The following is a 26,362-nucleotide window of genomic DNA, read 5'->3' as shown; positions in this document are numbered from 1 at the left end:
CGGCCGCGTGACCACGTCGCAGATGTGGACGAGCTCGACCGCGAACATGCAGGCCGCGAAGGCCCGCGTCTCGCAGCTGAGCGACCAGTCCTCCTCCGGCCTCGCCGTCAGCAAGCCCTCCGACGACCCCATCGCAGCCGCGGGGATCCTCCGGGTCCTCGGCCAGCAGAACGCGAACACGCAGTACGCGACGAACATCGGCGACGGGATCGGCTGGCTCAGCACCACCGACAGCGCGATGACCGCGTCGGAGAACCTCATCCGGCAGGCGAAGGACCTCGCGATCCAGGCCGGCAACAGCGGCACCGCGACCGCCGCGTCGCGGGACGCGATCGCCAAGCAGCTCGAGGGCATCCGCGACGACCTGCTCAGCCAGGCGAACACCCGCTTCAACGGGCGGTCGATCTTCGCCGGCACGTCCGACGCCTCCGCCGCCTTCGCGACGGGCAGCTACGACTACGCGGGCGCGACCGTCCCCGCCGGCAGCCCGGCCGGCACCGCGCCGGTCAACGCGCTCGGCCCCGTCACGCGACGCATCGGCCCCTCCGCGACGGACGTCGTGACCGTCTCGGCGGACGGCATGGCCGCCTTCGGCACGGGCACCTCCTCCGTGTTCGCGCAGATCGACACCGTGATCGCGGCGCTGCGCGACCCCGGCTACGACTCGGACACCGTCGACGCGACCACCGGGAAGACCCCGAAGGAGACGGTGACCGCGGGCATCGACCGGCTCGGCTCCGCGCTCACGACCCTCTCCGCGCAGCACGGCGTCGTCGGAGCGAACTACGCTCGGATGACCAGCGCGAAGACCCAGAACGCCACGACGGCGACGGCCCTGGAGACCCAGCGGTCCGGACTGCAGGATGCGGACACGACGAAGACCCTGCTCGACCTCAAGACGCAGGAACTCGCCTACCAGACGGCACTCCAGGTGACCGCGACCGTGCTCCAACCGACCCTGATGAGCTTCCTCCGATGATCTCTGCACTCCACTCCCCCTCGGCCACCGGCCGCGACGGCCGCCTCGTCTTCACGACGCCGCCGCCCGGGTTCGCCCCGCTCACCGACTTCGACCTCGCCGCCGTCGACGGGGCTCCCGGGCTCTACACGCTGCGCGACACCGCGGGCGCGGACCTCCGGCTCTTCCTGCTCGACCCGACGTTCTACGTGCCCGAGTACCTGCCGGCGATCGCCGACGAGGACCTGGCCGCGCTCGGCGCCTCCTCACCCGCCGAGGTGGACGTCTACGTGGTCGCGAACATCGCGGACGGCACGCCCGTCGTGAACCTGCTCGCGCCGATCGTCGTCAACCCGGTCGCCGGATCCGCGACGCAGCTGATCCTCGACCAGGACTGGCCGCTGCAGGCGGAGCTCACGTCCGAGGCGGCCTGACCGCCCTACGGATGGAGAAAGGCCCCCGGTGGACTCCACCGGGGGCCTTCGTCGTGCATCGCGGGTCGGTCCTTCCGGCCACTCCTCCATCCGGACCGGCCCGCGGGTCTGTGGGACGGCCCTAGACGCCGCCGAGGTCCGCGAGCAGCAGCGCGGCCATGTGCTGCACCTTCGGCTCCACGTAGGCGTCGAGCGCCCGGAGGATGTGCGAGTGCTGGCGGTTGACCCACGCGATCGCCTCGCGGCGGAGCTGGTCGCGGAGGCCGTCGATCGCCTCGTCGGAGAGGAACGGCTGCAGGGAGACCGAGCGACGGACGTGCTCGGTGATCACCGCGTCGAGCGACGTGGTGAGGGCGTGGAGCGCGCCGTGCGGCACCTCGTCGAAGCCGAGGTCGTCGGCCCACGCGGGGCAGGTGGCGCAGGGGGACAGCCGGCGGCGAGCGGTGGCCGGGTCCCAGCGGGGCAGCCAGCCGAGCCACTGGGCGACGGCGCGGTCGAGCTCGCGCTCGAGTCGGTAGGGACGGAGCATCAGCGCGCCTCGCGATCGGCGTGCGAGGGCATGGGGAGGAGAAGGGTCACCGTGGGTCCGGTACGTGAGGGGGCAGACCGCGCGGGTACGCGGTGGCCGGCTGGGTGACCGGCGTCCTTCAAACCTATGGATCCGCGTGCATTCCCTGTATCCCCCGTCCGGGGGCTCCCTCCCTGCTCTGTCTTCTCAGACGACGGAACAGGACACCGACGGGAGCCGCCTCCCGACCCGGGACGTGCGGGTCTGACGGCAGCGGGGCCTAGTCGTCGGTGATCCGAAGCAGGTCGCTAGTACGCACTCAATCGATCGTTTCGAGGCTGCGGAGGGTTGAGCGGTGACCGCACGTCGTAGCCCATCTCACGTAGAAGATCCGCCACCGCTTCAAGATCATCAGTGGCTGCGACCCGAAGTTGCTGCACCCGGTAGCGCTTGCGCCCTTCGTCCAGCGCCGCCTGATAGCCAGGCACTCGATCCAGGCCGAATTCGACAAGCAACATCTGCAGCACGTCCTCGAGACAGGGCCTGAATCGATGACCGCCGAGGGGGATGTGAAGTTCACGCATCGAGGGAACACGGCCTTCCGCGATGGTCCGCGACCGGTCTCGGCCTCTATCGCGATCACCGGCTCGCATCATTGCGAACACCACTTCGTCTCGATGAGCGTGGACGTTCACATGGGCACTCGGAACCGACGCCGCGGGTTGCCGCAGATAGTCGAACCGCATCAACGGCACGCTTGAGCCGGCAAGAAAGACCTTGAACTGCGAGGACTCAACGGCGGTGTAGCGCTGGGTGCCGTTCCAACTGAGCCGGTAGGTGACTACCAGCCGCATCAGCGGAACGCCGTTCACGCTGAGGACGAGCCCGCTCCGCTGGTGCTGACGGAGAGCGATTCGCTCGTTGCCCCTGCCCGAACTGACCAGCACGGAAAAGCGGCCATCAACATCGGGTAGTACTGCTTCGATGGTCGCGGTCATCTGATCCGCGAACGACTCGACCTCCTGTCGCAGCAGCGCGAGCGAATCCGGGTCGTCAGCGGTCACCGTCGAGGTACTCGAGATCTTCGAGCTCATCCAATAGACCGAGCTTGTTGAAGTCCAGCAACCCCTGGTCTCTGCGGAGGCGCAACTCCTCCAGGTCGGCACCTGCTTCTCTCACCAGCGCATCCCGGCGGCGTGAGATGTCCTCCGACGTCAGAAATTGAATGATTGAGGACACGGCTTCTCGATTCTGCTGGCGCCTGCGGTGTAGCACTTCGTTGCTCCCGTGGCGACAGTATGACCGCCCACCGACAGCGTCGTCATGGCTCGTCGGGGGCACGTCTGTCCCGCGGCACCGGTCGTGCAACCGATCGCGGCTGATGCAACGCCGCTCGCGGTGACACGAGCCGCCGCGCGTCGCACGATGCGCATACGAAGCGAAGCGGCCCGCCTCCCTCTCGGGAGACGGGCCGCTTCGGTTCAGCGCCGGATCAGTTGTAGGTGCCCGGGCTGTAGTCGTCGCTCGAGAACGAGTCGAAGTCGACGAACGACAGGTCCGCGTCGTTGAACATCGAGTCGTCGCCGAAGGACCGCAGCGGGTACCGCTCGGCCTTCGCCTCCTCCGTCGGCTCCACCGTCACGTCGCGGTAGCGGGGCAGGCCCGTACCGGCCGGGATCAGCTTGCCGATGATCACGTTCTCCTTGAGGCCGAGCAGCGGGTCGGACTTGCCGTCCATCGCCGCCTGGGTCAGCACGCGGGTCGTCTCCTGGAAGGAGGCGGCGGACAGCCACGACTCCGTCGCGAGCGACGCCTTCGTGATGCCCATGACCTCCTGGCGCGCCGACGCGGTCTTGCGACCCTCGGCGAGCGCGGCCCGGTTGACGTCCTGGTAGCGCGAGCGGTCCACGAGCTCACCGGGGAGCAGGTCGGTGTCGCCGTGGTCGACGACGGTGACCTTGCGCAGCATCTGCCGCACGATGACCTCGATGTGCTTGTCGTGGATCGGCACGCCCTGGCTGCGGTAGACGCCCTGGACGCCGTCCACCAGGTGCTTCTGCACCTCGCGGACGCCCTTGACCCGCAGGACCTCCTTCGGGTCGATGGACCCGACGTGGAACTGCTGGCCGAGCTCGACGTGCTGCCCGTCCTCGACGAGGAGGGTCGCGCGGCGGAGCACCGGGTAGGCGAACGGCTCGTCGCCGTTGTCCGGCGTGAGGATGATCTTCCGCTGCCGGTCGCTGTCCTCGATGGTCACGACACCGGCCGCCTCGGCGATCGGCGACGCGCTCTTCGGGGTGCGGGCCTCGAACAGCTCCTGCACGCGGGGCAGACCCTGCGTGATGTCGTCCGCGGAGGCCACACCGCCCGTGTGGAAGGTGCGCATCGTGAGCTGGGTGCCCGGCTCGCCGATGGACTGCGCCGCGATGATGCCGACGGCCTCGCCGATGTCGACGAGCTTGCCCGTGGCGAGCGACCGGCCGTAGCAGGCCGCGCATACGCCGACGGCGGACTCGCAGGTGAGGACCGAGCGCACCTTGATGTGCTCGACACCCGCCTCGACGAGCTTCGCGATCAGCACGTCGCCCACGTCGTCGCCCGCCTCGGCGAGGACCTCGCCGGCCGCGCTGACGACGTCCGTCGCGAGCGTGCGGCCGTAGACCGCGTTCTCGACGTTCTCCTGCGTGGAGAGGTCGAGGCCGCGCGAGGTGCCGCAGTCGTCCTCACGGATGATGACGTCCTGCGAGACGTCGACCAGACGACGGGTCAGGTAGCCGGAGTCCGCGGTGCGGAGCGCCGTGTCGGCCAGACCCTTGCGGGCGCCGTGGGTCGAGATGAAGTACTCGGCCACGGTGAGGCCCTCGCGGTACGAGTGCACGATCGGGCGCGGGATGATCTCGCCCTTCGGGTTCGACACGAGGCCGCGCATGCCGGCGATCTGACGCACCTGCATCCAGTTGCCTCGAGCGCCGGAGGAGACCATCCGGTTGATGTTGTTGTCGACCGGCAGGTTGTCCTGCATGGCCGTCGCGACCTCGCTCGTGGCCTTGTTCCAGATCTCGATGAGCTCCTGGCGGCGCTCCTCGTCGGTGATCAGACCGGTGTCGTACTGCGACTGGACCTTCGCGGCCCGCGCCTCGGCGCCCTCGAGGATGGCGCCCTTCGAGGGGGGCGTCAGCACGTCGGACAGCGAGACCGTCACACCGGACCGCGTGGCCCAGTAGAAACCGGCGTCCTTGATGCGGTCCAGCGTCGCCGCGACCTCCACCTTCGGGTAGCGCTCCGCGAGGTCGTTGACGATCGCGGAGATCTGGCCCTTGTCGGCGAGCGCCTCGACGAACGGGTAGTCCGTCGGGAGCGCCTCGTTGAAGATCGCGCGGCCCAGCGTGGTCTCGAGCAGCACGGGCTGCCCGGGCCCCCAGCCCTCCGGCGTCTTGCCCTCGGGGGGCACGACGCCCGTGAGGCGCAGCGTCGCCTTCGCGTTGAGGTCCAGCGTGCCGGCGTCCTTCGCCATGATCGCCTCGGCGACCGAGGAGAAGACGCGACCCTCGCCGACCGCACCGGGCTTGACCGTGGTCAGGTGGTGCAGGCCGATGATCATGTCCTGCGAGGGCAGGGTCACCGGGCGGCCGTCGGACGGCTTCAGGATGTTGTTCGAGGCGAGCATCAGGATGCGGGCCTCGGCCTGGGCCTCGACGGACAGCGGCAGGTGGACGGCCATCTGGTCGCCGTCGAAGTCCGCGTTGAACGCGGCGCAGACGAGCGGGTGCAGCTGGATCGCCTTGCCCTCGACGAGCTGCGGCTCGAACGCCTGGATGCCGAGGCGGTGCAGGGTCGGCGCGCGGTTCAGCAGGACGGGGCGCTCGCGGATGATCTCCTCGAGCACGTCCCAGACCTGCGGACGCGAACGCTCGACCATGCGCTTGGCGGCCTTGATGTTCTGCGCGTGGCTCAGGTCGATGAGGCGCTTGATCACGAACGGCTTGAAGAGCTCCAGCGCCATCTGCTTGGGCAGACCGCACTGGTGCAGCTTCAGCTGCGGGCCGACGACGATGACCGAACGGCCGGAGTAGTCGACGCGCTTGCCGAGCAGGTTCTGGCGGAACCGGCCCTGCTTGCCCTTCAGCATGTCGGACAGGCTCTTCAGCGCCCGGTTGCCGGTGCCCGTGACCGGGCGGCCGCGGCGGCCGTTGTCGAAGAGCGCGTCGACCGCCTCCTGCAGCATCCGCTTCTCGTTGTTCACGATGATCTCCGGCGCGCCCAGGTCGAGCAGGCGGCGGAGGCGGTTGTTGCGGTTGATGACGCGGCGGTACAGGTCGTTCAGGTCGGAGGTCGCGAAGCGGCCGCCGTCCAGCTGGACCATCGGGCGCAGCTCCGGCGGGATCACCGGGACGACGTCGAGCACCATCGCGGCCGGCGAGTTGCCGGTGGCGAGGAAGGAGCTGACGACGCGGAGGCGCTTGATCGCACGGATCTTCTTCGCGCCCTTGCCCTCGGAGATCTGCTGGTGCAGCAGGTCGCTCTCGGCCTGGAGGTCGAACGCCTCGAGGCGGCGCTTGATCGCCTCGGCGCCCATGTACGCCTCGAAGTACGTGCCGTACCGGTCGACGAGCTCGTTGTAGATCGCGTCCTCGGGCTTGAGGTCGCCGACCTTCAGGTTGCGGAAGTCGTCCCAGACGCGCTCGAGCGTCGCGACCTGGTCGTCGAAGGAGCGGCGGATCTGCGCCATCTCCTTCTCGCCCACGTCGCGGGTGCGGCGCTTCTGGTCGCTCTTCGCGCCCTCCTCCTCGAGCGCGGCGAGGTCCGTCTCGAGGCGCTGGAGGCGCTCGTTGATCCGGGCGTCGCGCTGGTCGGTCAGGGCCTTGATCTCGAGCCGCAGCTCGTTCTCGAGGTCGGGGAGGTCGTCGTGGCGACCCTCCTCGTCCACCTCGATGATCATGTACGCCGCGAAGTAGATGACCTTCTCGAGGTCCTTCGGCGCCATGTCGAGGAGGTAGCCGAGCCGGCTCGGCACGCCCTTGAAGTACCAGATGTGCGTGACGGGCGCGGCGAGCTCGATGTGGCCCATGCGCTCGCGGCGGACGGAGGACTTGGTGACCTCCACGCCGCAGCGCTCGCAGACGATGCCCTTGAAGCGGACGCGCTTGTACTTGCCGCAGGAGCACTCCCAGTCGCGGGAGGGCCCGAAGATCTGCTCCCCGAAGAGGCCGTCCTTCTCCGGCTTCAGGGTGCGGTAGTTGATGGTCTCCGGCTTCTTGACCTCGCCGTAGGACCAGCGACGGATGTCGTCGCCGGTGGCGAGACCGATGCGGAGCTCATCGAACGTGGTGACGTCGAGCACTGAATCTCTTCTCTACTGATTCGTCTTTATGCGTCTGAGTGGGGGCCGGATCAGATGTCGTCGATGGAGGACGACTCGAACCGGGCGGAGATGTTGATGCCGAGCTCCTCCGCCGCGCGGAACACCTCTTCGTCGGTGTCCTTGAGGCTGACGACCTGGCCGTCGGCCGAGAGGACCTCGACGTTCAGGCAGAGCGACTGCATCTCCTTGATGAGCACCTTGAACGACTCGGGGATGCCGGGCTCCTGGATGTTCTCGCCCTTGACGATCGCCTCGTAGACCTTCACGCGGCCGAGGATGTCGTCGGACTTGATCGTCAGGAGCTCCTGCAGCGCGTAGGCCGCGCCGTAGGCCTCGAGGGCCCACACCTCCATCTCGCCGAAGCGCTGGCCGCCGAACTGCGCCTTCCCGCCCAGCGGCTGCTGGGTGATCATCGAGTAGGGGCCGGTCGAGCGGGCGTGGATCTTGTCGTCCACCAGGTGGTGCAGCTTCAGGATGTACATGTAGCCGACGCTCACCGGGTCCGGGAAGGGCTCGCCCGAACGGCCGTCGAACAGGCGGGTCTTGCCCGTCGAGTCGATCAGGCGCTCCCCGTCGCGGTTCAGCGTGGTCGAGTCGAGCAGACCGGCGATCTCCTCCTCCGCGGCGCCGTCGAAGACGGGCGTCGCGAGCTTGGAGCCGGCGGGCGCGGAGAACGCGGCCTCCGGCAGGCGGCCGGCCCACTCCGGGGTGCCCTCGACCTTCCAGCCCTGCTTGGCGATCCACCCGAGGTGGATCTCCAGCACCTGGCCGAAGTTCATGCGGCCGGGCACGCCGAGCGGGTTGAGCACGACGTCGACCGGCGTGCCGTCCGCGAGGAACGGCATGTCCTCGACGGGCAGGATCTTCGAGATGACGCCCTTGTTGCCGTGACGACCGGCGAGCTTGTCGCCCTCGGTGATCTTGCGCTTCTGGGCGATGTAGACGACCACGCGCTGGTTCACGCCGGAGCCGAGCTCGTCGTCGTTCTCCGCGGAGAACTCCTTGACCGCGATGACCGTGCCCTGCTCGCCGTGCGGCACCTTCAGGGACGTGTCGCGGACCTCGCGGCTCTTCTCGTTGAAGATCGCGCGGAGCAGGCGCTCCTCGGCCGACAGCTCGGTCTCGCCCTTCGGCGTGACCTTGCCGACGAGGATGTCGCCGGGGCTGACCTCGGCGCCGATGCGGATGATGCCGCGCTCGTCGAGGTCGGCCAGCAGGTCCGGCGCGACGTTCGGGAGGTCGCGGGTGATCTCCTCCTTGCCGAGCTTGGTGTCGCGGGCGTCGACCTCGTACTCCTCGATGTGGATCGAGGAGAGGACGTCGTCCTTCACCAGGTTCTGGCTGAGGATGATCGCGTCCTCGTAGTTGTGGCCCTCCCACGGCATGAACGCGACGAGCAGGTTCTTGCCGAGCGCGAGCTCGCCGTTCTCCGTCGCCGGGCCGTCCGCCAGCACCTGGCCGACCTCGACCCGCTGGCCGGCGTCGACGACCACGCGGTGGTTGTACGACGTGCCCTGGTTCGAGCGGTCGAACTTGCGGAGGTAGTAGGTCTCCGTCCCGCCCTCGTCGAGCTGGATGGTCACGTAGTCCGCGGCGACCTCGGCGACGACGCCCGCACCGTGCGCGGTGACGACGTCACCCGCGTCGATGGCGGCGTAGCCCTCCATGCCGGTGCCGACGACCGGGCTCTCCGAGCGCAGCAGCGGCACGGCCTGGCGCTGCATGTTCGCGCCCATGAGCGCGCGGTTCGCGTCGTCGTGCTCGAGGAACGGGATGAGGGAGGTCGCGACCGACACCATCTGGCGCGGGGAGACGTCCATGTAGTCGACGCGGCCCTTCGCGACGAGCTCCACCTCGCCGCCCTTGGGACGCACGAGGACCTGGTCCTCGGCGAAGGACATGTCCGCGTTCAGCGGGGCGTTCGCCTGCGCGACGAGGTACTCGTCCTCCTCGGACGCCGTCAGGTAGTGGATGTCGTCGGTGACGACGCCGTTCTCCACCCGGCGGTACGGGGTCTCGATGAACCCGAAGGAGTTGATCCGCGCGAACGACGCGAGCGAGCCGATCAGGCCGATGTTCGGGCCTTCCGGGGTCTCGATCGGGCACATGCGGCCGTAGTGGCTCGGGTGCACGTCGCGGACCTCGACGCCGGCGCGCTCGCGGGACAGACCGCCCGGGCCCAGCGCGGAGAGACGCCGCTTGTGCGTCAGGCCGGCCAGCGGGTTGTTCTGGTCCATGAACTGCGACAGCTGCGAGGTGCCGAAGAACTCCTTGATCGCGGCCACCACGGGGCGGACGTTGATCAGGGTCTGCGGCGTGATCGCCTCGATGTCCTGCGTGGTCATGCGCTCGCGGACGACGCGCTCCATGCGGGACAGGCCGGTGCGGACCTGGTTCTGGATCAGCTCGCCGACCGCGCGGATGCGCCGGTTGCCGAAGTGGTCGATGTCGTCCACGTCGAGCCGGATGTCGGCGGCGGCGCCGTCGCGGGTGCCCTCGAGCGCCCAGATCTTCTCGCCGACCTGCTTGACGGCCGGGGCCGCCGTGTCGTGCAGGGCGACCAGGTACTTGATCGTCGCGATGATGTCGTCGACCGTCAGCACGCTGTCCGTCAGGGGCGCGTCGATGCCGAGCTTGCGGTTGATCTTGTAGCGGCCGACCTTCGCGAGGTCGTAGCGCTTGCTGTTGAAGTAGAAGTTGTCGAGGAGCGCGCGAGCGGCCTCCGCGGCGACCTGCTCGCCCGGACGCAGCTTGCGGTAGATGTCCTTGAGCGCCTCCTCCTTGGTGAGGATGTTGTCCTTCTCGAGCGTCAGCTCGATGGACGCGAACCCCTGGAAGTGCTCGAGGATCTCCTCGCTCGTCAGGCCGAGGGCCTTGAGGAAGACCGTGACGGACTGCTTGCGCTTGCGGTCGATGCGCACGCCGACCTGGTCGCGCTTGTCGATCTCGAACTCGAGCCACGCGCCGCGGCTCGGGATGATGCGCGCCGAGTAGACGTCCTTGTCGGAGGTCTTCTCCTGCTGGCGCTCGAAGTAGACGCCGGGCGAACGGACGAGCTGCGACACGACGACGCGCTCGGTGCCGTTGATGATGAACGTGCCCTTGTCGGTCATGAGCGGGAAGTCGCCCATGAAGACCGTCTGCGTCTTGATCTCACCCGTGAGGTGGTTCATGAACTCGGCCTCGACGTACAGGGGGGCGGCGTAGGTCTTGCCGCGCTCCTTGCACTCCTCGAGCGTGTACTTCTTCTCCTCCAGGAACGGGTTCGTGAAGGAGAGCTGCATCGTCTCCGAGAGGTCCTCGATCGGGGAGATCTCCTCGAAGATCTCCTCGAGGCCGCTCTGGGCGGGCAGGTCGTTGCGACCGGCTGCCTGCGCCTCCTCGACGCGGGCGCGCCACGCGTCGGAACCCACGAGCCAGTCGAAGCTCTCCGTCTGGAGGGCCAGCAGGTCGGGGACCGTCAGCGTGTCGGTGATCTTGGCGAAGGAGAGGCGGGACGCCCCTCGACCGTTGATGGGAGTGGTGGCGTCAGGCGCGGAAACCAAGGAGATGTGACCTTTCGGCGGGACCGCGCATTCCGGGTGCGGTCCCGATTCCTGTCGTGTCGAGCAAGAGGACGTGTGGCGCGTGCCGAGCGCTCCCCCGATGGCGTACCGTCTGCTGGCAGACCGCACGCCGAGCCGCCGACCGCAATATGAGGGCGAGAGGTGTCGGTCCGGGTCCCGTTGCAGGGGTCGACCGACGAGCGCAGAGAATCAGCGTACCCCCGCTCCAGGCGTTTGTCCAGCCGGGTGCTTGACCCTGCGCGCGCTCGTCCGCTATAACCGCGCGCCGCGCGCACCTGTTCCGCTCTCTCGCGGATCCGGAGGTCCACGAGCACCCCGGCGCCGAGTCCTAGGGTCGGACCGTGGCGAAGTCGGATTCGGTGCTGCTGTCGGGCGGCCAGGTCGCCACGCTCGAGGTCGACCGGTGGAACCCGGCGCGCACCGAGCTGGTCGTGGACGGGACGCCGCAGTCGAGCGTCAACCTCGGGGACCCGACCGACCTCGCCTTCGAGTACGTCGAGCGGATCGGCCACGCGATCGACCTGATCGGCGACCCGGGCGAGCCGATCACGGCCGTCCACTTCGGCGCGGGCGCGCTCACCATCCCGCGGTACGTCGCGTGGACCCGCCCCGGCTCGCGCCAGCAGGTGGTCGAGCTCGAGCCCGCGCTCGTCGACCTCGTGCGCGAGCGCCTCCCGCTCCCGAAGGGCGCCTCGATCCGCGTGCGCTACGGCGACGCCCGCGAGGTCGCGGAGAAGCTGCCGGCCGGCCTGCAGGGCGCCGCCGACCTCGTCGTCGTCGACGTCTTCGCCGGCGCGACGATCCCGGCGCCGGTGACGACGGTCGAGTTCTACCGGCTCGCCGCCGGGCTGCTGAACGCCAGGGGCATCCTCGCCGTCAACGTCGCCGACGGCGCCGGGCTCCCCTTCGCGCGCACGCAGATGGCGACGGTCGCGGCGGTGCTGCCGCACGTCGCCGTCCTCGCCGAGGCGCAGACCATGAAGGGCCGCCGCTTCGGCAACCTGGTGCTCGTCGGCACCCGCGACGCCGCGCTGCTCGACTGGCTGCCGCGCCTCGTCGCCGCGGGCCCGCACCCCGCCCAGGCCGTGTCGGGCGACGACCTGACCTCGCTGATCCGCGGCGCGGCGGTCGTGACCGACGCGACCGCGAGCCCCTCCCCCGACCCGGGTCGCGGCATCTTCTCCCGCTGACGTCGGAGCGCGCGGCTACCCTCCCCGCCGTGCTCGCCCCCGACGTGGTCCGCCTGGCCGAGGCGCTGCTCGCGCAGCACCTGCCGGGCCGCGGATGGACGTTCGCCTTCGACCGCGCCGTGCGCCGCGCGGGCGCGTGCCACCACGTGGAGCGGCGCATCACGCTGTCGCGCCACCTCGCCGAGCGGGCGGAGGAGGACGAGGTGCGGCAGGTCCTGCTGCACGAGGTCGCGCACGCGCTCGCGGGGCACCGCGCCGCGCACGGCCCCCGCTGGCGCGCCCGCGCCGCGGCCATCGGCTACACGGGCTCGCGGCTCCACGACCGCCCGATCGCGGAGGACCGGGCGACCTGGGTCGGCACCTGCCCCGCCGGTCACGAGCACCGCCGGTTCCGGCGGCCGACCCGCGAGACGTCGTGCGGGCTCTGCTCGCGCCGCTTCAGCCGGGCGTCGCTGATCGCGTGGCGCCCCGCGGCGGTCGAGGTCCGCTGATCGACGTCCCCGCCGGTCGAGGTACGACGCGGCGGGCCTCGAGACCACGCGGCGCGGTCTCGAGGCCCGCTGCTCCGGCACCACGATCAGCAGGTGCCGACGGTCCGGGTCAGTCGGTGACCCGGACCTCCTTCCAGAACGCGACGTAGTCGCTGAAGTCCTTGCCTACGCGCTGGATGCCGCTGTCGTACGGGTGCGGGTAGCTCCAAGCGCGGTCCTGCAGGCGCTGGCCGTCCACGTCGACGGTGAAGTACTGGCACTCGCCCTTCCACGGGCAGGTGTACGGGGTGGGGCTCTTCTCGAGCAGCTCGCCCTTCACGCTCGACGGCGGGAAGTACCAGTTGCCCTCGATCGAGATGAGGTCCTCCTTCGGAGCCTCCGCGATCACGGTGTCGCCGACCACAGCCTTCATGTCGTCCTCCTCGATGGGTCTCGTCCTCGAGCGAACCCTGCCGCACGCCGCCGCATTCCGCCTGGGCCGCGAGGATGGCGGCATGCAGCGGTCCTCCCCACGGCCCGAGTGGCTCGACGTCCCGGCCCCCCTCCGCGCCGCGGTGGAGGGGCTGCTCGGGTCGCGGGTGACGGGAGCGGCGAGCCGCGCCGGCGGCTGGTCGCCGGGCACCGCGGACGTCGTCCTGCTCGAGGACGGGCGGCGGGCGTTCGTGAAGACCGCGAGCGCCGCCGTGAACGCGGTGACCGTGGACATGCACCGGCGCGAGGCCGCGGTGCTCGAGGCGCTCGCCGGCAGCGGCGTCGCGCCGCGCCTGCTCGGCCGGGTCGAGGACGACGGCTGGATCGCGGTGGCGGTGGAGCACGTCGACGGCCGCCACCCGGATCCGCGGTCGCCGACGGACACGGCGGCGGTGCTCGACGCGGTCGCCGCGCTGCCCGTGCCCGCGCCCGCCTCCGTGCCGCGGGCGGAGGAGACCGCCCGCGACGCGCTCGACGACGGCGCCGCGGACTGGACCCGGCTGCTCGACGAGGGCCGGGCCGACGCCGTGCCGGGCGGCGCGGCGGCCGTCCGCGCGCTGGCCGCCCTGGCGGCGCCCGCCGGCGACGCCGTCGCGGGCGACGGCCTGGTCCACGGCGACCTGCGGCCCGACAACGTGCTCGTCCGGCCCGACGGCACCGCGCTGCTCGTGGACTGGCCGAACGCGATCGAGGGCGCGGCGTGGTTCGACGCGCTGACCTACGCGCTCGACGTGCGCCGGCTCGGCGGCGACGCCGACCGCGCCCTCGCCCACCCGGTGCTCGCCGCGGTGGACCCGCTCGCGGTGGACGCGGCGCTCGCCGCGCTCGCGGGCTACTCCGTGCGGCGGTCGCTGCTGCCCGAACCGGTGGGCATGGCCGGGATCCGGGCGTTCCAGCGGCTGCAGGGCGGCATCGCGCTCGACTGGATCGCGGAGCGCGCCCGGCGCTGAGCACCGTCTCCTGCTCCCGCCCGGGCGCGCCCGCGATACTGGCGCCCATGCGGATGGTCGTGATGCTGAAGGAGCGGCTGGAGTGCGCCCCGGAGGCCGCGTGGCGCGCCCTGCAGTCGCCGACGGTGATGCGCGAGGTCGCGGGCCCCTGGCTCTCGTACGCGTCGAAGGAGGACGGCGGCTTCCCGCCGCGGTGGACGCCGGGCGACCACCCCGTGCAGCTGCTCGGCGCCGGGTTCGTGCCGTTCGGCGACCAGGAGATCTCGATCTCGCTCGACGAGACGACCCACGAGGGCGTGCGGATCGTGCGGGACGCGGGCCGGGGGCTCGACGGGCTGCCCGGGGTGATCCGCTCCTGGTACCACCGAATGGCGGTCGCGCCGCACCCCGACGACCCGCGGGCGACGCTCTACCGCGACCGGCTCGAGTTCGACGCCGGGCCGCTCACGCCCGGCCTGTGGGCGGGGCTGTGGCCGCTCTGGCAGTGGCGCGGCCTGCGGCTGAAGCAGCTCGCGCCGGGCTTCGACGAGGAGCGCGTGCCCGACGCCGCGTGAGCCGGGTCCTCGCGGATCCGCAGTTCCTCCCCGACACGCCGACGCGTGATGGTCCGACCGCGGCGTGTCGCCCGGATCCTGCGGATCCGCGAACGATCTGCGGATCCGCGGAGTGCGCGGGTCAGCCGACCTTGAGGAAGGCGATCACCGCGGCCGCGCCGCAGACCAGCGTGGCGACGATCGTCAGCCAGAGGATCCCGCTCTTGCGCGCCGCCTTGACGAGCAGCTCGACGAGCAGCACGACCGTCACCGCGACGGAGAGGTACAGGACGGGGATCGACGTCGACACGTACTGCTGGACCGGTCCGAACACCCGGACGAGCAGCAGCAGGCCGAGCACCAGGGCGACGATCGCGAGGATCGCGTTCCCGCCGGGCCGCCGGAACCGCAGGGCGGAGTCGACGACGGCGAGCACGCCGGCCGCGATCGTCACCGCCGAGGCGACCGAGACGGTGAAGGTCGGGGTGGCGGCAGCGGCGGTCGTGAGCACGACGGTCGACCGTAGCCGCGGCGGAGGAGCCGCTCGCGGGCGAACCGCGGCGACGCCCCCGAAGAAGGGGGACCGCTCAGACGAGGCGGCCGACGGAGGCGAGCGCGGCGCGGACGAGGCCGCCGCGGCCGCCCTCCATCTCCTGCGCCACCGACGGCGACGACGCCTCCTCCGGCGTCATCCAGGTGAGCTCGAGCGCGTCCTGCCGCGGGTCGCACGTGCCCGTGACCGGCACGACGTAGGCGAGCGCGACGGCGTGCTGCCGCTCGTCCGTGTACTGCGAGGGGCTCGGCGTCGGGAAGTACTCGGCGACCTGGAACGGCACCGGGCTCGCCGGCAGCTGCGGGAACGCCATCGGCCCGAGGTCCTTCTCGAGGTGGCGGAAGAGCGCGTCGCGCAGCGTCTCGCCGTACAGCACGCGACCGGAGACGATGGTCCGCGCGATCGTGCCGCTGGCGCCGACGCGGAGCAGCAGCCCGACCTCGGTGACCCGGCCCATGCCGTCGGTGCGCACGGGCACCGCCTCGACGTAGAGCAGCGGGAGGCGCTGCCGGATGGCGGCGAGCTCCTCCTCGCCGAGCCATCCCGGGTTCGGATCGGGCGTGCGCACGCTGCTCATGCCCCCTTTCTACCCGGCGCGTCGCCGTGCACGGGCAGGATGCGGGGATGACCGACGACCGGATCCCGCTCCACGCGGTCGCCACGCGTGCGATCGACCGCCTCGAGGGGCGCCGGCTGCTCCTCCTCCTGCACGGCTACGGCGCGGACGAGCAGGACCTGCTGGAGGTCGGGGAGGCCGTCGCCGCCGAGGGCGACGCCGTCGTCTCGCTGCGCGGGCCGGTGCCGGTCGGGCCCGGCGCGGGCTGGTTCGACGGGCCGCGCGAGGCCGTGCTCGCGGGCGCCGGCCTCGTGGACGCGGCGACCGCGGTGCTCGGGACGCTCGACGCGCTGACGGCGAGCGCGGGCGATCCGACCGCGGTTCGGCTGCTCGGCTTCTCGCAGGGCGGCGCGGTGACCCTCGCCCTGCTGCACGCGGCCCCCGAGCGGTTCGACCGCGCCGCCGTGCTCGCGGGGTTCCTGCCGGAGGACCTGCCCGCCCCGCCGCCCGGCCCGGCGCTGCTGTGGGGCCGCGGGGACGTCGACGCCGTGATCCCGCCGGAGGTCGTCGCCCGCACCGCCGCGGCGCTCGCGAACCGGCCGGGGACCGAGGTCCGGGTCTACCCCGGGCTCGGGCACGGCATCGACGCCGCCGAGCTCGCCGACGTCGCCGCCTTCCTGGCCTGAGGCGCCCTCGCCGACCGAGGGTCGACCCGGGGGCTCCGTGCGCTCGCGCCGGAGTGTCGGCGGGAGGGGGCACAATCCTTCGACCATGCCTGATGTCCTCGACGCGTTCGGCGCCGCGACCCGCGAGTGGTTCGTCGGCGCCTTCCGCGCGCCCACCGCGGCGCAGTCGGGCGCATGGGCCGCGATCGCGAAGGGGCAGCACGCCCTCGTGGTCGCGCCGACCGGCTCCGGGAAGACGCTCGCGTCCTTCCTCTGGGCGATCGACCGCCTCGCGAACCGGCCCGCCGACGCGGTGAAGGGGACGCGGGTCCTCTACGTCTCGCCGCTCAAGGCGCTCGGCGTCGACGTCGAGCGCAACCTCCGCAGCCCGCTCGTCGGCGTGACGCAGACCGCGAAGCGTCTCGGGCAGACCCCGCCGCCGATCCGCGTGGGCGTGCGCTCCGGCGACACGAGCCAGGCGGAGCGGCGCGCGCTGTCGAACGACCCGCCCGAGATCCTGATCACGACGCCCGAGTCGCTGTTCCTCATGCTCACCTCCGCGGCGCGCGAGACGCTCGCGACGGTCGACACGGTGATCGTCGACGAGGTGCACGCGGTCGCGGCGACGAAGCGCGGCTCGCACCTCGCGCTGTCGCTCGAGCGCCTCGACGCGATGCTCGAGCGGCCGGCGCAGCGCATCGGCCTGTCGGCGACGGTGAAGCCGGTGGAGGAGGTCGCCCGGTTCCTCGGCGGGCGCTCGCCCGTCACGATCGTGGCGCCGAAGGCGCAGAAGACGTTCGACCTCACCGTCGTCGTGCCGGTCGACGACATGTCGGACCCCGATCTCGGCAGCGGATGGCCTGGGCCCACGGACGCCGGTTCCGACGCGCCGCGAAGCGGTGTGGCGGCCGTGCGGATGGTGAAGGAGGACGACGCGCAACCGCACGAGGGCTCGGCGGCGCAGGACGTGTTCGATCCCGACGACCCGCTGCCGCAGCGCACCGGGTCGATCTGGCCGTACGTCGAGTCGACCATCACGGACCTCGTGCTCGAGCACCGGTCGTCGATCGTCTTCACGAACTCGCGGCGGCAGGCCGAGCGCCTCACCGCGCGGCTCAACGAGGAGTACCAGGAGCGCGTCGAGGCGAAGGAGGCCCGCGAGGCGGTGGAGGCGGAGCAGCCCGTGCTCGCCACCGCGCTGGCCGGCCGCGGGACGCCCGCCCCCGCCGCGGTGATGGCGCAGTCCGGGTCCACCCGCGGCGCCACCGAGGTCCTCGCCCGGGCGCACCACGGCTCCGTGTCGAAGGAGCAGCGCGGCATCATCGAGGACGACCTGAAGTCGGGCCGGCTCCGGTGCGTCGTCGCGACGTCGAGCCTCGAGCTCGGCATCGACATGGGCGCGGTCGACCTCGTCGTGCAGGTCGGCGCTCCGCCCTCGGTCGCGAGCGGCCTGCAGCGCGTCGGCCGCGCCGGCCACCAGGTCGGCGAGATCAGCACCGGTGTCGTCTTCCCCGTGCACCAGGCCGACCTGATCCACGCCGCGGTCGCGACCGACCGCATGCTGCGCGGCGAGATCGAGGCGCTGCGCATCCCCGCGAACCCGCTCGACGTGCTCGCGCAGCAGACGGTGGCCGCCTGCGCGATCGACGAGCTCGAGGTGGAGGCCTGGTTCGACACGGTGCGCCGCAGCGCGCCCTTCGCGGCGCTGCCCCGGTCCGCGTACGAGGCCGTGCTCGACCTGCTCGCGGGCCGCTACCCCTCGGACGAGTTCGCCGAGCTGCGCCCGCGCATCGTCTGGGACCGCGACGCCGGCACGATCACGGGGCGCCCGGGCGCGCAGCGCCTCGCGGTCACCTCCGGCGGCACGATCCCGGACCGCGGCCTGTTCGGCGTGTTCCTGGTGTCGGGCGGAGACGGCGGCGGCAACCGCGTCGGCGAGCTCGACGAGGAGATGGTCTACGAGTCGCGGGTCGGGGACGTCTTCAGCCTCGGTGCGACGAGCTGGCGGATCCAGGAGATCACCCACGACCGCGTCCTCGTGCTGCCCGCGTTCGGCGAGCCGGGCCGCGTGCCGTTCTGGAAAGGCGACGGCCTCGGCCGCCCCGCGGAGCTGGGTCGTGCCGTCGGCGCGTTCCAGCGCACGCTCGCCGGCGCGAAGGACGACGAGACCGCGGCGATCACCGAGCGGATCGGGCTCGACGAGCGCGCCGCCACCAACCTCGTGCGATTCATCCGCGATCAGGCGGAGGCGACGGGCTCGGTGCCCTCGGACCGCACGCTCGTCCTCGAGCGCTTCCGGGACGAGCTCGGCGACTGGCGCATCGTGCTCCATTCCCCCTTCGGCATGCAGGTGCACGCGCCCTGGGCGCTCGCCGTCGGTGCGCGGCTGTCCGAGCGCTTCGGGATCGAGAACGGCGCGATGGCCGCGGACGACGGCATCGTGCTGCGCGTGCCGGACACGGACGCGGAGCCGCCGGGCGCCGACCTGTTCCTCTTCGAGCCCGACGAGCTCGACCAGGTCGTCACGACCGAGGTCACGTCGTCCGCGATCTTCGCCTCGCGCTTCCGCGAGTGCGCCGCCCGCGCGCTGCTCCTCCCCCGCTACAACCCGGGCCGCCGCTCGCCGCTCTGGCAGCAGCGCCAGCGGGCGAGCCAGCTCCTCGACGTCGCGAAGAAGTTCCCGACCTTCCCGATCATCTTCGAGACGATCCGCGAGGTGCTGCAGGACGTCTACGACCTGCCCGCGCTGAAGGAGCTCGCGGCGGGGCTCGAGTCGCGGGCCGTCCGCGTCGTGGAGGTCGAGACGCCGACCGCCTCGCCCTTCGCCCGCAGCCTGCTGTTCAGCTATGTCGGCGCGTTCCTCTACGAGGGCGACAGCCCGCTCGCCGAGCGCAAGGCGCAGGCGCTCGCCCTCGACTCCACGCTGCTGTCCGAGCTGCTCGGCCGGGTGGAGCTGCGGGAGCTGCTCGACCCCGGCGTCGTCGAGCAGACGGAACGCGAGCTGCAGCGCCTCGCCGCCGACCGGCGCCTGTCGGGCGTCGAGGGCGCGGCGGACCTCCTCCGACTCCTCGGCCCCCTCACGGTCGACGAGCTGGCCGCCCGCCTTCACGTCGCCGTCCCTGCCGGCACGGCCGCCACGTCGCTTCGCGACGCGTCGGAACCGGCTGACAGGGGCCCAGTCCCCGCGACGAGCGAGCAGGCGGCGGCCTGGGTGGCCGAGCTGGTGAGCACGCGGCGCGCGATCGAGGCGGGCTGGGCGGGCGAGCAGTGGGTGGCCGCGATCGAGGACGCGAGCCGCCTCCGCGACGCGCTCGGCGTCCCGCTGCCCATCGGCGTGCCGATCGCGTTCGTCGAGCCCGTCGCCGACCCGCTCGGCGACCTCGTCGGTCGCTACGCCCGCACGCACGGCCCGTTCACCGCCGCGGCCGCCGCGCTGCGCCTGGGCCTCGGAGTCGCCGTCGTCACCGACACCCTGCGTCGCCTCGCGGACGAGCGCCGCGTCAGCGAGGGCGAGTTCCGCCCGGGCGGCACGGGCACGGAGTGGTGCGACGTCGAGGTGCTCCGCCGGCTCCGCCGCCGCTCGCTGGCCGCGCTCCGCAAGGAGGTCGAGCCGGTCGAGCAGCCGGCGTTCGCCCGCTTCCTGCCCGAGTGGCAGCACGTCGGGCAGAAGGCGCTGCGCGGGGTCGACGGCGTCGCGACGGTGATCGAGCAGCTCGCCGGGGTGCCCGTGCCGGCCTCCGCGTGGGAGTCGCTGATCCTGCCCGCCCGCGTCCGCGACTACTCCCCCGCCATGCTCGACGAGCTGACCGCGACCGGCGAGGTCGTCTGGTCCGGCACCGGGCGGCTCGCGGGCAACGACGGCTGGATCGCGCTGCACCTCGCCGACGCGCTGCCGGTCACGCTGCCCGACCTCGAGGAGGGCGATCGCACGCCGCTCGAGCAGGAGGTGCTCGCGACCCTCGGCGGCGGGGGCGCCTACTTCTTCCGTCAGCTCGCGGACACCGTCGGCGCGACGAACGACGACACGCTCACGACGGCGCTCTGGAACCTCGTCTGGGACGGGCTCGTCACGAACGACACGTTCGCCCCGGTCCGGGCCCTGACGGGCGCCGGCCACACCAGCCATCGCACGCAGCGACGAGCGCCGCGCGCCCGCTCCTACCGGGGGCGGGGCCGCCCGGCGATGCCGGTCCGGTCCGGACCGCCGACGGCCGCGGGCCGGTGGGCGATCCTCCCGCTGCCCGAGTCCGACGCGACGGTGCGGGCCGCCGCGACCGCGGAGGTGCTGCTCGACCGGTACGGCGTGGTGACGCGCGGTGCGGTCCAGGCCGAGCAGGTGCCCGGCGGCTTCGCGCTCGTCTACAAGACGCTCGCGGCGCTCGAGGAGGCGGGCCGCGCCCGCCGCGGCTACTTCGTGGAGCACCTCGGCGCCGCCCAGTTCTCGACGGCCGGCACGGTGGACCGCCTCCGGAAGCACAGCCGCGAGGCCGGTGCCGAGGTGGACGACCCCGCCGTGCTCGCGCTGGCCGCGACCGACCCGGCGAACCCGTACGGCGCCGCGCTGCCGTGGCCCGAGAACGACGGCGGTCACCGCCCGGGCCGGAAGGCGGGTGCGCTGGTCGTGCTCGTCGACGGCGCGCTGACCGCGTACGTCGAGCGGGGCGGCCGGACGGTCCTGCTGTTCGACGCGGACGAGACGAACCGCAGGCGCGCCGCGGAGGGCCTCGCGGCCGTCGTGCACGCGGGCGGCGTGCCGCAGCTCGTGGTCGAGAAGGTCGACGGCGAGTTCGCGCTCGGCAGCCCGTTCGGCAGGCTGCTCGAGGGCGCCGGGTTCGCCGCGACCCCGAAGGGGCTCCGGCTCCGTGCCTGATGCATAAGCGCAGCGGGACACCGTCCGGCGAGAGGAACGAGTGCCGCCGTGCCTGAGGGCGACACCGTCTACCGCACGGCCCGCAACCTCCACACGGCGCTCGCGGGCGAGGTGCTGACCTCCTGCGACGTGCGGGTGCCGAAGTACGCGACCGTCGACCTCACCGGCGAGCGCATCGAGTCGGTCGGCAGCCGTGGGAAGCACCTCCTCCTCCGCACCGAGACGGCCGTCATCCACTCCCATCTCAAGATGGAGGGGACCTGGCACCTCTACCGGCCGGGCAGCCGCTGGCGCCGACCGGCGTTCGAGGCGCGCATCGTGCTCGGGACCGAGCCGTGGCAGGCGGTCGGCTTCGCGCTCGGCGTGCTCGAGGTGCTGCCCCGCGACCAGGAGGAGGACGTGGTCGGCTACCTCGGCCCCGACCTGCTCGGCCCCGACTGGGACGCCGAGGAGGCGCGTCGCCGCATCGAGGCCGAACCCGACCGCGCGATCGGGCTGGCGCTCCTCGACCAGCGGAACCTCGCCGGGGTCGGCAACGTCTACCGAAACGAGCTCTGCTTCCTGCGCGGCGTCCTCCCGACGCGGCCCGTCGCCGAGGTCGCGGACCTGCCCCGCATGATCGACCTCGCGAAGCGGACGCTCGAGGCGAACAAGAACCGGGTCGAGCGCACCCTCACGGGCGACACCCGCCGCGGGAAGCAGGACTGGGTGTACGGGCGGACCGGCCAGCCGTGCCGCCGGTGCGGCACCCGCATCCTCGGCGGCACGCTCGGCGACCCCGTGCAGCCGGGGCGCGGGGCGATGGACCGCGAGATCTACTGGTGCCCCCGCTGCCAGTCGTGACCCCAGGTGCGACCGGGGATGATCGGCGGATGACGAAGAAGCCGCCGACCACCGCGGCGACGCAGGCGCTCGACCGCCTGGGCCTCGCCTACGTCCCGCACCCGTACGCGCACGACGCGGCGGTCGAGGGGTACGGCATGGAGGCCGCGCGCGAGCTCGGCGTCCCGCCCGAGCGCGTGTTCAAGACCCTGGTCGTCGACGCGGACGGCCGCCTGGTGGTCGCCGTGGTGCCGGTCTCGTCGATGCTCGACCTGAAGGCGCTGGCTCCGGCCGTCGGCGCGAAGCGGGCCGCGCTGGCCGCGCCGGACCTCGCCGAGCGGAAGACCGGCTACGTGGTCGGCGGCATCAGCCCGCTCGGGCAGCGGACCCGGCTGCCGCTCGTCCTGGACGCGACGGCGGAGGCGTTCGACACCGTCTTCGTCTCGGGCGGGCGCCGCGGCTTCGACATCGAGGTCGCCCCCCGCGACCTCCTGACGGCGACCAGCGGCACGGTCGCACCGATCGGGGTGCGGACGTGAGGCCGTCCGCCGCCGTCGGCGCGGTCGCCGCGGCGGGACTGGCGGGCTACCTCGTCTGGCTCGCCCGGCACCGCTCGGCGTGGACCGTCCTGCTGACGAACCGCATCCCCGACCACCACGTGTACTGGGGCGAGCGCGGGAAGGCCGACCCGGAGTCGGTGCTCTACGTGGCGCTCGGCGACTCGGCCGCGCTCGGCCTGGGTGCGTCGAAGCCGGGGCGCGGCTACGTCGGCATCGTCGCGGAGGAGATCGCGCGGATCACCGGCAAGCGGGTACGCGTGCGGAACCTCTCGATCGACGGCGCCACCTGCGCGGTCGTGCTCGCCGACGAGCTGCACCGCATCCCGAAGGCACCGGCGATCGTCGTCACGCTCGACGTCGGCGCGAACGACGTCTGGTCGTTCGCGCCGGAGCGGTTCCGCGACGAGTTCGACCGCATCTGCGCCGCGCTGCCGCCGGGCTCGATCGTCGCCGACCTCCCGAGCTTCAGCTTCCTGCCGGTCGCCGGGAGGGTGCGCACCGCGAACCGGATCGTCCACGAGGTCGTCGCCGCGCACGGCCACGTGCTGGCGCCGCTGAACGCCGTGACGCGTCGCGGCGGACCCGTGATCGCGATCCGCAACGCGGCCGGCGACCTGTTCCACCCGAACGACCGGGGTCACCGCGTGTGGGCGGAGGCGTTCCTGCCGGCGGTGCGGTCGCGGCTGGCCGAGGTCTCCGCCTCCGCCTGATCAGAGCATCGAGGGCGCCGCGGGCCCGTCGGACGACCCTCGGCGGGCGCCCGCGGCGAGCGTGCGCACCGCGGCGACGAGCAGCCAGACCGCCGCGCCGATCAGGGCGCCGAGCGCGACGTCGAGGGCCGGGTTCGGCGACGACGGAGCGGAGGGCGGCGATGCGGCGTCGACGATGGTCACGCGCTCCGGTCCGTCCCGGTCGGCTCCCGTCGGCATGAGCCTGTCGGCGACGCGGACGAGCTGCTGAGCGAGGGCGTTCGCGATCGCCGCGGCCCGCGTCGGCGACGGATCCGCGACGGCGATCTCGAGCACGACCGAGTCCTGCGCGACCCGGGCGTCGACCCGCTTCGCCAGCGCGGACGGCGAGGCGCCGAGGCCGAGCTCGGCGATGACCGGCTCCAGCACGACCGGTCGCGTCACGACCTCCGCGAACGACCGGGCGACCTGCTGGACGTACGGACCCTGGTCCGCGAGCAGGGTCGCTCTACTGCCGGTGCTGGACACGAAGGTCTTCGTGACCGCGGTGTAGACCGGCCGCGCGACCAGCCCGGCCGCGAGGCCGACGAGCGCACCGACGACGACGAGCACCACGAGGGTTCGCAGGCCTCGGCGGGCCATCGGCGTCGAAGCCGTCTCGGACATGCGGCGAGAGTACGACTCGGGGCGCTCCCCCGGCACCCCGGTTCCCGCTCGGGGATCAGCGGGCGCGGACCACCCGGTCGAGCCACTCGGCGAGCAGCTGCCGCTCGGGCGCCGTCAAGCCCGGCAGCTCCGGCGCGGCGGCGCGCAGCGCCACCGCGGCGGCGACCGTCGGATCGTCCGCTGCGGGCTCGCCGCCGTGGAGGATCTGCGCGAGGACGGCGTCGAGCATCGCCTCGCTGAGGCCGCGGTCGCGGTCCCCTTCCTCGTGCGCGAGCAGGTTCTGGATGACGCCGATCCCGGCGGCCTGCATGAGATCGGCGGCGCGCTCCTCGTCGACGCGGAGCCGGCCTGCGGCGGCGATGCGGTGGATCCGGGCGTCGAGCACCTCGCGGCCCGCTCGGGCCGCAGCGGAGTGGCGGACGCGCTCCGGGTCGCTGAGCAGCCGGAACAGGGCGGGGTTCTCGAGACCGAACTCGATCTGCGCCGCCCAGGCCTCGCGCACGTCCTCGACGGGTTCGACGCCCTTCGACGCGGTCGTCTCCGCGTACCGGGCCTTCGCCTCGACCTGCGCCGCCATCGTGTGCTCGGCGACCGCCTCGAGCAGGCCGTCCTTGTCGCCGAAGAGGCGGTAGATGGTCGGTGCCTGCACGCCGGCCGCCTCGGCGACGCCGCGGGTCGTGACCGCGCCCGGCCCGCCGTGCGCGAGCAGCGCCCCCGCCTCACGCGTGATGCGCTCCCGCAGGGCGTCCCTGCTCTCCACTGCCACGGATCAACGATAACGAAACTTCGCTAGCGACGGTGTTATCGTTGGAAGCGCAATTAAACTTCCAGCGGAAACGGACGAACCATGATCGTGATCACCGGCGCCACGGGCGCCCTCAACGGCGCCACCGCCGACCACCTCCTCGAGACCGGATCCGCGAGCGACCTCGTCGTCGTCGCGCGCGACCCCGCTGCCGCGCAGCGCTTCGCCGACCGGGGCGTCGAGGTCCGCCGCGGCGACTACGCGGACCCGGGCTCGCTCGCCGCCGCCTTCGCAGGTGCGGACCAGCTGCTGCTCGTCTCGACCAGCGACCCGGCCGCGGACGCCGTCGCGCTGCACGGGGCGGCCGTCGCCGCGGCGGTCGACGCGGGCGTCGGCCGGATCCTCTACACGAGCCATCAGGGCGCGGCCGCGGACACCCCGTTCGGACCGGGGCGCGACCACGCCGCGACCGAACGGCTGCTCGCCGAGTCGGGGGTCCCGTGGACGGCGCTGCGCAACGGCTTCTACGCGCACAGCCTCGCGTGGCTGACGGGGCCGTGGCAGCAGACCGGCGAGATCGTCGTCCCCGCCGATGGCCCGGTGTCGTGGACGTCCCGCGCGGACGCCGCGGAGGCGGCTGCCGCGATCCTCCGCTCGGAGGGCGCGTACGACGGCCCGATCACCCTCACGGCGCCGTCGGCGCCGACCTTCGAGGAGGTCGCGGCGGTCGCCTCGGAGGTCGGCGGTCGACCGATCGGGTTCCGCGTCGTCGACGCGGACGAGTGGCTCGCCGCCCAGGTCGCGGCCGGCCGGCCGGAGTTCGTCGCCCGCTTCACGCTCGGCATGTACCGGGCCGCGGCCGGAGGGTTCTTCGCCGGCACCGATCCGCTGCTCGGCCAGCTGCTCGGCCGCGCCCCGCGGAGCGTGCGCGACGAGCTCGCCTCCCCCGAGGCGCACTGAGCCGGTCGACGGGAGGGGCCCTCGCTACGAGGACCCCTCCCGTCGACCGACCTGCTGGCGTGCCGCCCGTGCGCTCTCTCACCGCGTGGCGGATGGTGCTCGCGCAGCGGGCCCTGCGCGATCCCGAGGTCCGCATCGGGCGCCTCGCCTTCGAGCTCGGCTTCGGCTCCGAGAGCGCGTTCAGCACCGCGTTCAAGCGGGAGGTCGGCGTGGCCCCGTCCGACTACCGCCGTCGTCTCGCGATCGGCGCCTGAGCCCCTGCTGGTCGGGGAGCCGGCGACTTCCGCGATCCGCGTGGATCCCCTACTCGCTGCCGTCGCCCGTCATGGCGCGGCTCCACGCCGAGATCGCCTGGACCTGATCCGGCGCCAGGCGATCCAGCACGAGCCGCCGGATCACGCGTCCGTGGCCGAGGACGGCCCGATCGACCCGCTCGGCTCCCACGGCCGTGAGGGTGATCCCGGTGCGACGCCCTGCAGCGCCGGCCTCCTCCCGCTCGAGGAAGCCGCGCGCCTCCATCCGGGTCAGCAGGTGCGCGACGCGCCCCTTCTCCCACCCGAGGGACTCCGCCAGCTCGGTGACCCGCATCGCCCCGCCGGGAGCGGCCCGCAGGGTGACGAGGATCCCGAACTCGGACTTCGAGATGTCGAAGTCCTGCTGCAGCGCCCGGTCGACCTCGCGCTCCATCCGGCGCTGCGCCCGCATCCACGAGTCCCAGAAGGCCCAGTCGGCGTCGGACATCGGCTGCGGCTCCGGCACCCGGGAACCGTAGCAGGAGTTGACAACGCAACTCTCGACTCTTAAGTTGCAGCA

The 26,362-nt window shown here is 72.5% G+C and carries 24 protein-coding genes; 13 read left to right on the top strand and 11 right to left on the bottom strand.

All coding sequences use genetic code 11. The features are described from left to right. The first annotated feature begins 7 nt into the window (after positions 1-7). Positions 8-979 carry a flagellar hook-associated protein FlgL gene (gene flgL / locus D1781_RS02185; RefSeq protein ID WP_158589966.1) on the top strand — a complete coding sequence of 324 codons (972 nt, stop codon included), beginning with the start codon at positions 8-10 and terminating at the stop codon, positions 977-979. Further along, positions 976-1,392 (top strand): flagellar assembly protein FliW, encoded by a 417-nt coding sequence (locus D1781_RS02180; protein ID WP_119480634.1) that lies wholly within the window; start codon positions 976-978, stop codon positions 1,390-1,392. Before flgL ends, D1781_RS02180 begins: the two co-directional genes overlap by 4 nt. A 121-nt stretch (positions 1,393-1,513) precedes the next feature. Here the strand turns inward: D1781_RS02180 and D1781_RS02175 are convergent, their stop codons facing one another. From D1781_RS02175 to rpoB, 5 genes are all read right to left on the bottom strand, one after another. Next, positions 1,514-1,921: a hypothetical protein gene (locus D1781_RS02175; RefSeq protein WP_119480633.1), complete on the bottom strand. Its 408-nt coding sequence runs from the start codon at positions 1,919-1,921 to the stop codon at positions 1,514-1,516. A gap of 287 nt (positions 1,922-2,208) precedes the next feature. Then, positions 2,209-2,964 (bottom strand): hypothetical protein, encoded by a 756-nt coding sequence (locus tag D1781_RS02170; RefSeq protein ID WP_119480632.1) that lies wholly within the window; start codon positions 2,962-2,964, stop codon positions 2,209-2,211. Further along, entirely contained in the window at positions 2,954-3,139 is a 186-nt protein-coding gene (locus D1781_RS02165) for a hypothetical protein (RefSeq protein ID WP_119480631.1), read from the bottom strand. The genes D1781_RS02170 and D1781_RS02165 overlap by 11 nt, the downstream gene beginning before the upstream one ends. Positions 3,140-3,392: 253 nt before the next feature. Further along, entirely contained in the window at positions 3,393-7,241 is a 3,849-nt protein-coding gene (locus tag D1781_RS02160) for a DNA-directed RNA polymerase subunit beta' (RefSeq protein WP_119480630.1), read from the bottom strand. 50 nt (positions 7,242-7,291) lie between these two features. Then, positions 7,292-10,807, bottom strand: a complete 3,516-nt coding sequence (rpoB, locus tag D1781_RS02155; RefSeq protein ID WP_119480629.1) for a DNA-directed RNA polymerase subunit beta — start codon at positions 10,805-10,807, stop codon at positions 7,292-7,294. 362 nt (positions 10,808-11,169) lie between these two features. Between rpoB and D1781_RS02150 the strand changes: the two genes are divergently transcribed. Further along, on the top strand, positions 11,170-12,018 hold the full coding sequence (locus D1781_RS02150) for a spermidine synthase (RefSeq protein WP_119480628.1): 849 nt from the start codon (positions 11,170-11,172) through the stop codon (positions 12,016-12,018). Positions 12,019-12,047: 29 nt separating this feature from the next. Then, a complete protein-coding gene (locus D1781_RS02145; RefSeq protein ID WP_119480627.1) occupies positions 12,048-12,509 on the top strand; it encodes a SprT-like domain-containing protein in 462 nt (153 codons plus the stop codon). Positions 12,510-12,618: 109 nt separating this feature from the next. Here the strand turns inward: D1781_RS02145 and D1781_RS02140 are convergent, their stop codons facing one another. After that, positions 12,619-12,921, bottom strand: coding sequence for a DUF427 domain-containing protein (locus tag D1781_RS02140; RefSeq protein WP_119480626.1), 303 nt, complete (start codon positions 12,919-12,921; stop codon positions 12,619-12,621). A gap of 82 nt (positions 12,922-13,003) precedes the next feature. Between D1781_RS02140 and D1781_RS02135 the strand changes: the two genes are divergently transcribed. Together D1781_RS02135 and D1781_RS02130 are read left to right on the top strand one after the other, a co-directional pair. Next, a complete protein-coding gene (locus D1781_RS02135) occupies positions 13,004-13,930 on the top strand; it encodes a phosphotransferase family protein (RefSeq protein WP_158589965.1) in 927 nt (308 codons plus the stop codon). A 47-nt stretch (positions 13,931-13,977) separates the two neighbouring features. Next, a complete protein-coding gene (locus D1781_RS02130; protein ID WP_233550931.1) occupies positions 13,978-14,484 on the top strand; it encodes a hypothetical protein in 507 nt (168 codons plus the stop codon). Between the two features lie 121 nt (positions 14,485-14,605). On the opposite strand, the gene D1781_RS02125 is transcribed toward D1781_RS02130, so the two are convergent. After that, on the bottom strand, positions 14,606-14,974 hold the full coding sequence (locus D1781_RS02125) for a hypothetical protein (protein ID WP_119480624.1): 369 nt from the start codon (positions 14,972-14,974) through the stop codon (positions 14,606-14,608). A gap of 76 nt (positions 14,975-15,050) precedes the next feature. Beyond that, positions 15,051-15,593: an NUDIX hydrolase family protein gene (locus D1781_RS02120; RefSeq protein ID WP_119480623.1), complete on the bottom strand. Its 543-nt coding sequence runs from the start codon at positions 15,591-15,593 to the stop codon at positions 15,051-15,053. Positions 15,594-15,640: 47 nt separating this feature from the next. Here D1781_RS02120 and D1781_RS02115 point away from each other — a divergent pair, with 47 nt between their 5' ends. The 5 genes from D1781_RS02115 to D1781_RS02095 all read left to right on the top strand — a co-directional run bounded on the left by D1781_RS02115 (position 15,641) and on the right by D1781_RS02095 (position 23,199). Continuing rightward, positions 15,641-16,258: an alpha/beta hydrolase gene (locus D1781_RS02115; protein WP_119480622.1), complete on the top strand. Its 618-nt coding sequence runs from the start codon at positions 15,641-15,643 to the stop codon at positions 16,256-16,258. An 85-nt stretch (positions 16,259-16,343) separates the two neighbouring features. Continuing rightward, positions 16,344-21,107 (top strand): Lhr family ATP-dependent helicase, encoded by a 4,764-nt coding sequence (locus D1781_RS02110; protein WP_119480621.1) that lies wholly within the window; start codon positions 16,344-16,346, stop codon positions 21,105-21,107. Between the two features lie 48 nt (positions 21,108-21,155). Beyond that, on the top strand, positions 21,156-21,950 hold the full coding sequence (locus D1781_RS02105; protein WP_119480620.1) for a DNA-formamidopyrimidine glycosylase family protein: 795 nt from the start codon (positions 21,156-21,158) through the stop codon (positions 21,948-21,950). Positions 21,951-21,979: 29 nt separating this feature from the next. Then, positions 21,980-22,468: a Cys-tRNA(Pro) deacylase gene (ybaK, locus tag D1781_RS02100; RefSeq protein ID WP_119480619.1), complete on the top strand. Its 489-nt coding sequence runs from the start codon at positions 21,980-21,982 to the stop codon at positions 22,466-22,468. Continuing rightward, positions 22,465-23,199, top strand: a complete 735-nt coding sequence (locus D1781_RS02095; protein ID WP_119480618.1) for an SGNH/GDSL hydrolase family protein — start codon at positions 22,465-22,467, stop codon at positions 23,197-23,199. Before ybaK ends, D1781_RS02095 begins: the two co-directional genes overlap by 4 nt. On the opposite strand, the gene D1781_RS02090 is transcribed toward D1781_RS02095, so the two are convergent. Together D1781_RS02090 and D1781_RS02085 are read right to left on the bottom strand one after the other, a co-directional pair. After that, a complete protein-coding gene (locus D1781_RS02090) occupies positions 23,200-23,844 on the bottom strand; it encodes a Wzz/FepE/Etk N-terminal domain-containing protein (RefSeq protein WP_119480617.1) in 645 nt (214 codons plus the stop codon). 55 nt (positions 23,845-23,899) lie between these two features. Then, positions 23,900-24,610, bottom strand: coding sequence for a TetR/AcrR family transcriptional regulator (locus D1781_RS02085; protein WP_119480616.1), 711 nt, complete (start codon positions 24,608-24,610; stop codon positions 23,900-23,902). Positions 24,611-24,691: 81 nt separating this feature from the next. Between D1781_RS02085 and D1781_RS02080 the strand changes: the two genes are divergently transcribed. Both D1781_RS02080 and D1781_RS02075 read left to right on the top strand, forming a co-directional pair. Beyond that, positions 24,692-25,549, top strand: a complete 858-nt coding sequence (locus D1781_RS02080; protein WP_119480615.1) for an NAD(P)H-binding protein — start codon at positions 24,692-24,694, stop codon at positions 25,547-25,549. A gap of 59 nt (positions 25,550-25,608) precedes the next feature. Continuing rightward, positions 25,609-25,803: a helix-turn-helix domain-containing protein gene (locus tag D1781_RS02075; RefSeq protein ID WP_267899775.1), complete on the top strand. Its 195-nt coding sequence runs from the start codon at positions 25,609-25,611 to the stop codon at positions 25,801-25,803. Between the two features lie 49 nt (positions 25,804-25,852). Here the strand turns inward: D1781_RS02075 and D1781_RS02070 are convergent, their stop codons facing one another. After that, positions 25,853-26,308 (bottom strand): MarR family winged helix-turn-helix transcriptional regulator, encoded by a 456-nt coding sequence (locus tag D1781_RS02070; RefSeq protein ID WP_233550929.1) that lies wholly within the window; start codon positions 26,306-26,308, stop codon positions 25,853-25,855. Positions 26,309-26,362 lie beyond the last annotated feature (54 nt).

The organism is Amnibacterium setariae, from assembly GCF_003581425.1.
GTDB classification, from domain to species: domain Bacteria; phylum Actinomycetota; class Actinomycetes; order Actinomycetales; family Microbacteriaceae; genus Amnibacterium; species Amnibacterium setariae.
This window is presented reverse-complemented; position numbering and strand designations above follow the sequence as displayed.

Bases quoted from the DNA above. Each gene is read 5' to 3' on its own strand.
- D1781_RS02180 (WP_119480634.1), top strand. From the start codon at position 976: ATGATCTCTGCACTCCACTCCCCCTCGGCCACCGGCCGCGACGGCCGC.
- ybaK (WP_119480619.1), top strand. From the start codon at position 21,980: ATGACGAAGAAGCCGCCGACCACCGCGGCGACGCAGGCGCTCGACCGC.
- D1781_RS02130 (WP_233550931.1), top strand. From the start codon at position 13,978: ATGCGGATGGTCGTGATGCTGAAGGAGCGGCTGGAGTGCGCCCCGGAG.
- D1781_RS02140 (WP_119480626.1), bottom strand. From the start codon at position 12,921: ATGAAGGCTGTGGTCGGCGACACCGTGATCGCGGAGGCTCCGAAGGAG.
- D1781_RS02135 (WP_158589965.1), top strand. From the start codon at position 13,004: ATGCAGCGGTCCTCCCCACGGCCCGAGTGGCTCGACGTCCCGGCCCCC.
- D1781_RS02175 (WP_119480633.1), bottom strand. From the start codon at position 1,921: ATGCTCCGTCCCTACCGACTCGAGCGCGAGCTCGACCGCGCCGTCGCC.
- D1781_RS02080 (WP_119480615.1), top strand. From the start codon at position 24,692: ATGATCGTGATCACCGGCGCCACGGGCGCCCTCAACGGCGCCACCGCC.
- D1781_RS02090 (WP_119480617.1), bottom strand. From the start codon at position 23,844: ATGTCCGAGACGGCTTCGACGCCGATGGCCCGCCGAGGCCTGCGAACC.
- D1781_RS02110 (WP_119480621.1), top strand. From the start codon at position 16,344: ATGCCTGATGTCCTCGACGCGTTCGGCGCCGCGACCCGCGAGTGGTTC.
- D1781_RS02120 (WP_119480623.1), bottom strand. From the start codon at position 15,593: ATGAGCAGCGTGCGCACGCCCGATCCGAACCCGGGATGGCTCGGCGAG.
- D1781_RS02115 (WP_119480622.1), top strand. From the start codon at position 15,641: ATGACCGACGACCGGATCCCGCTCCACGCGGTCGCCACGCGTGCGATC.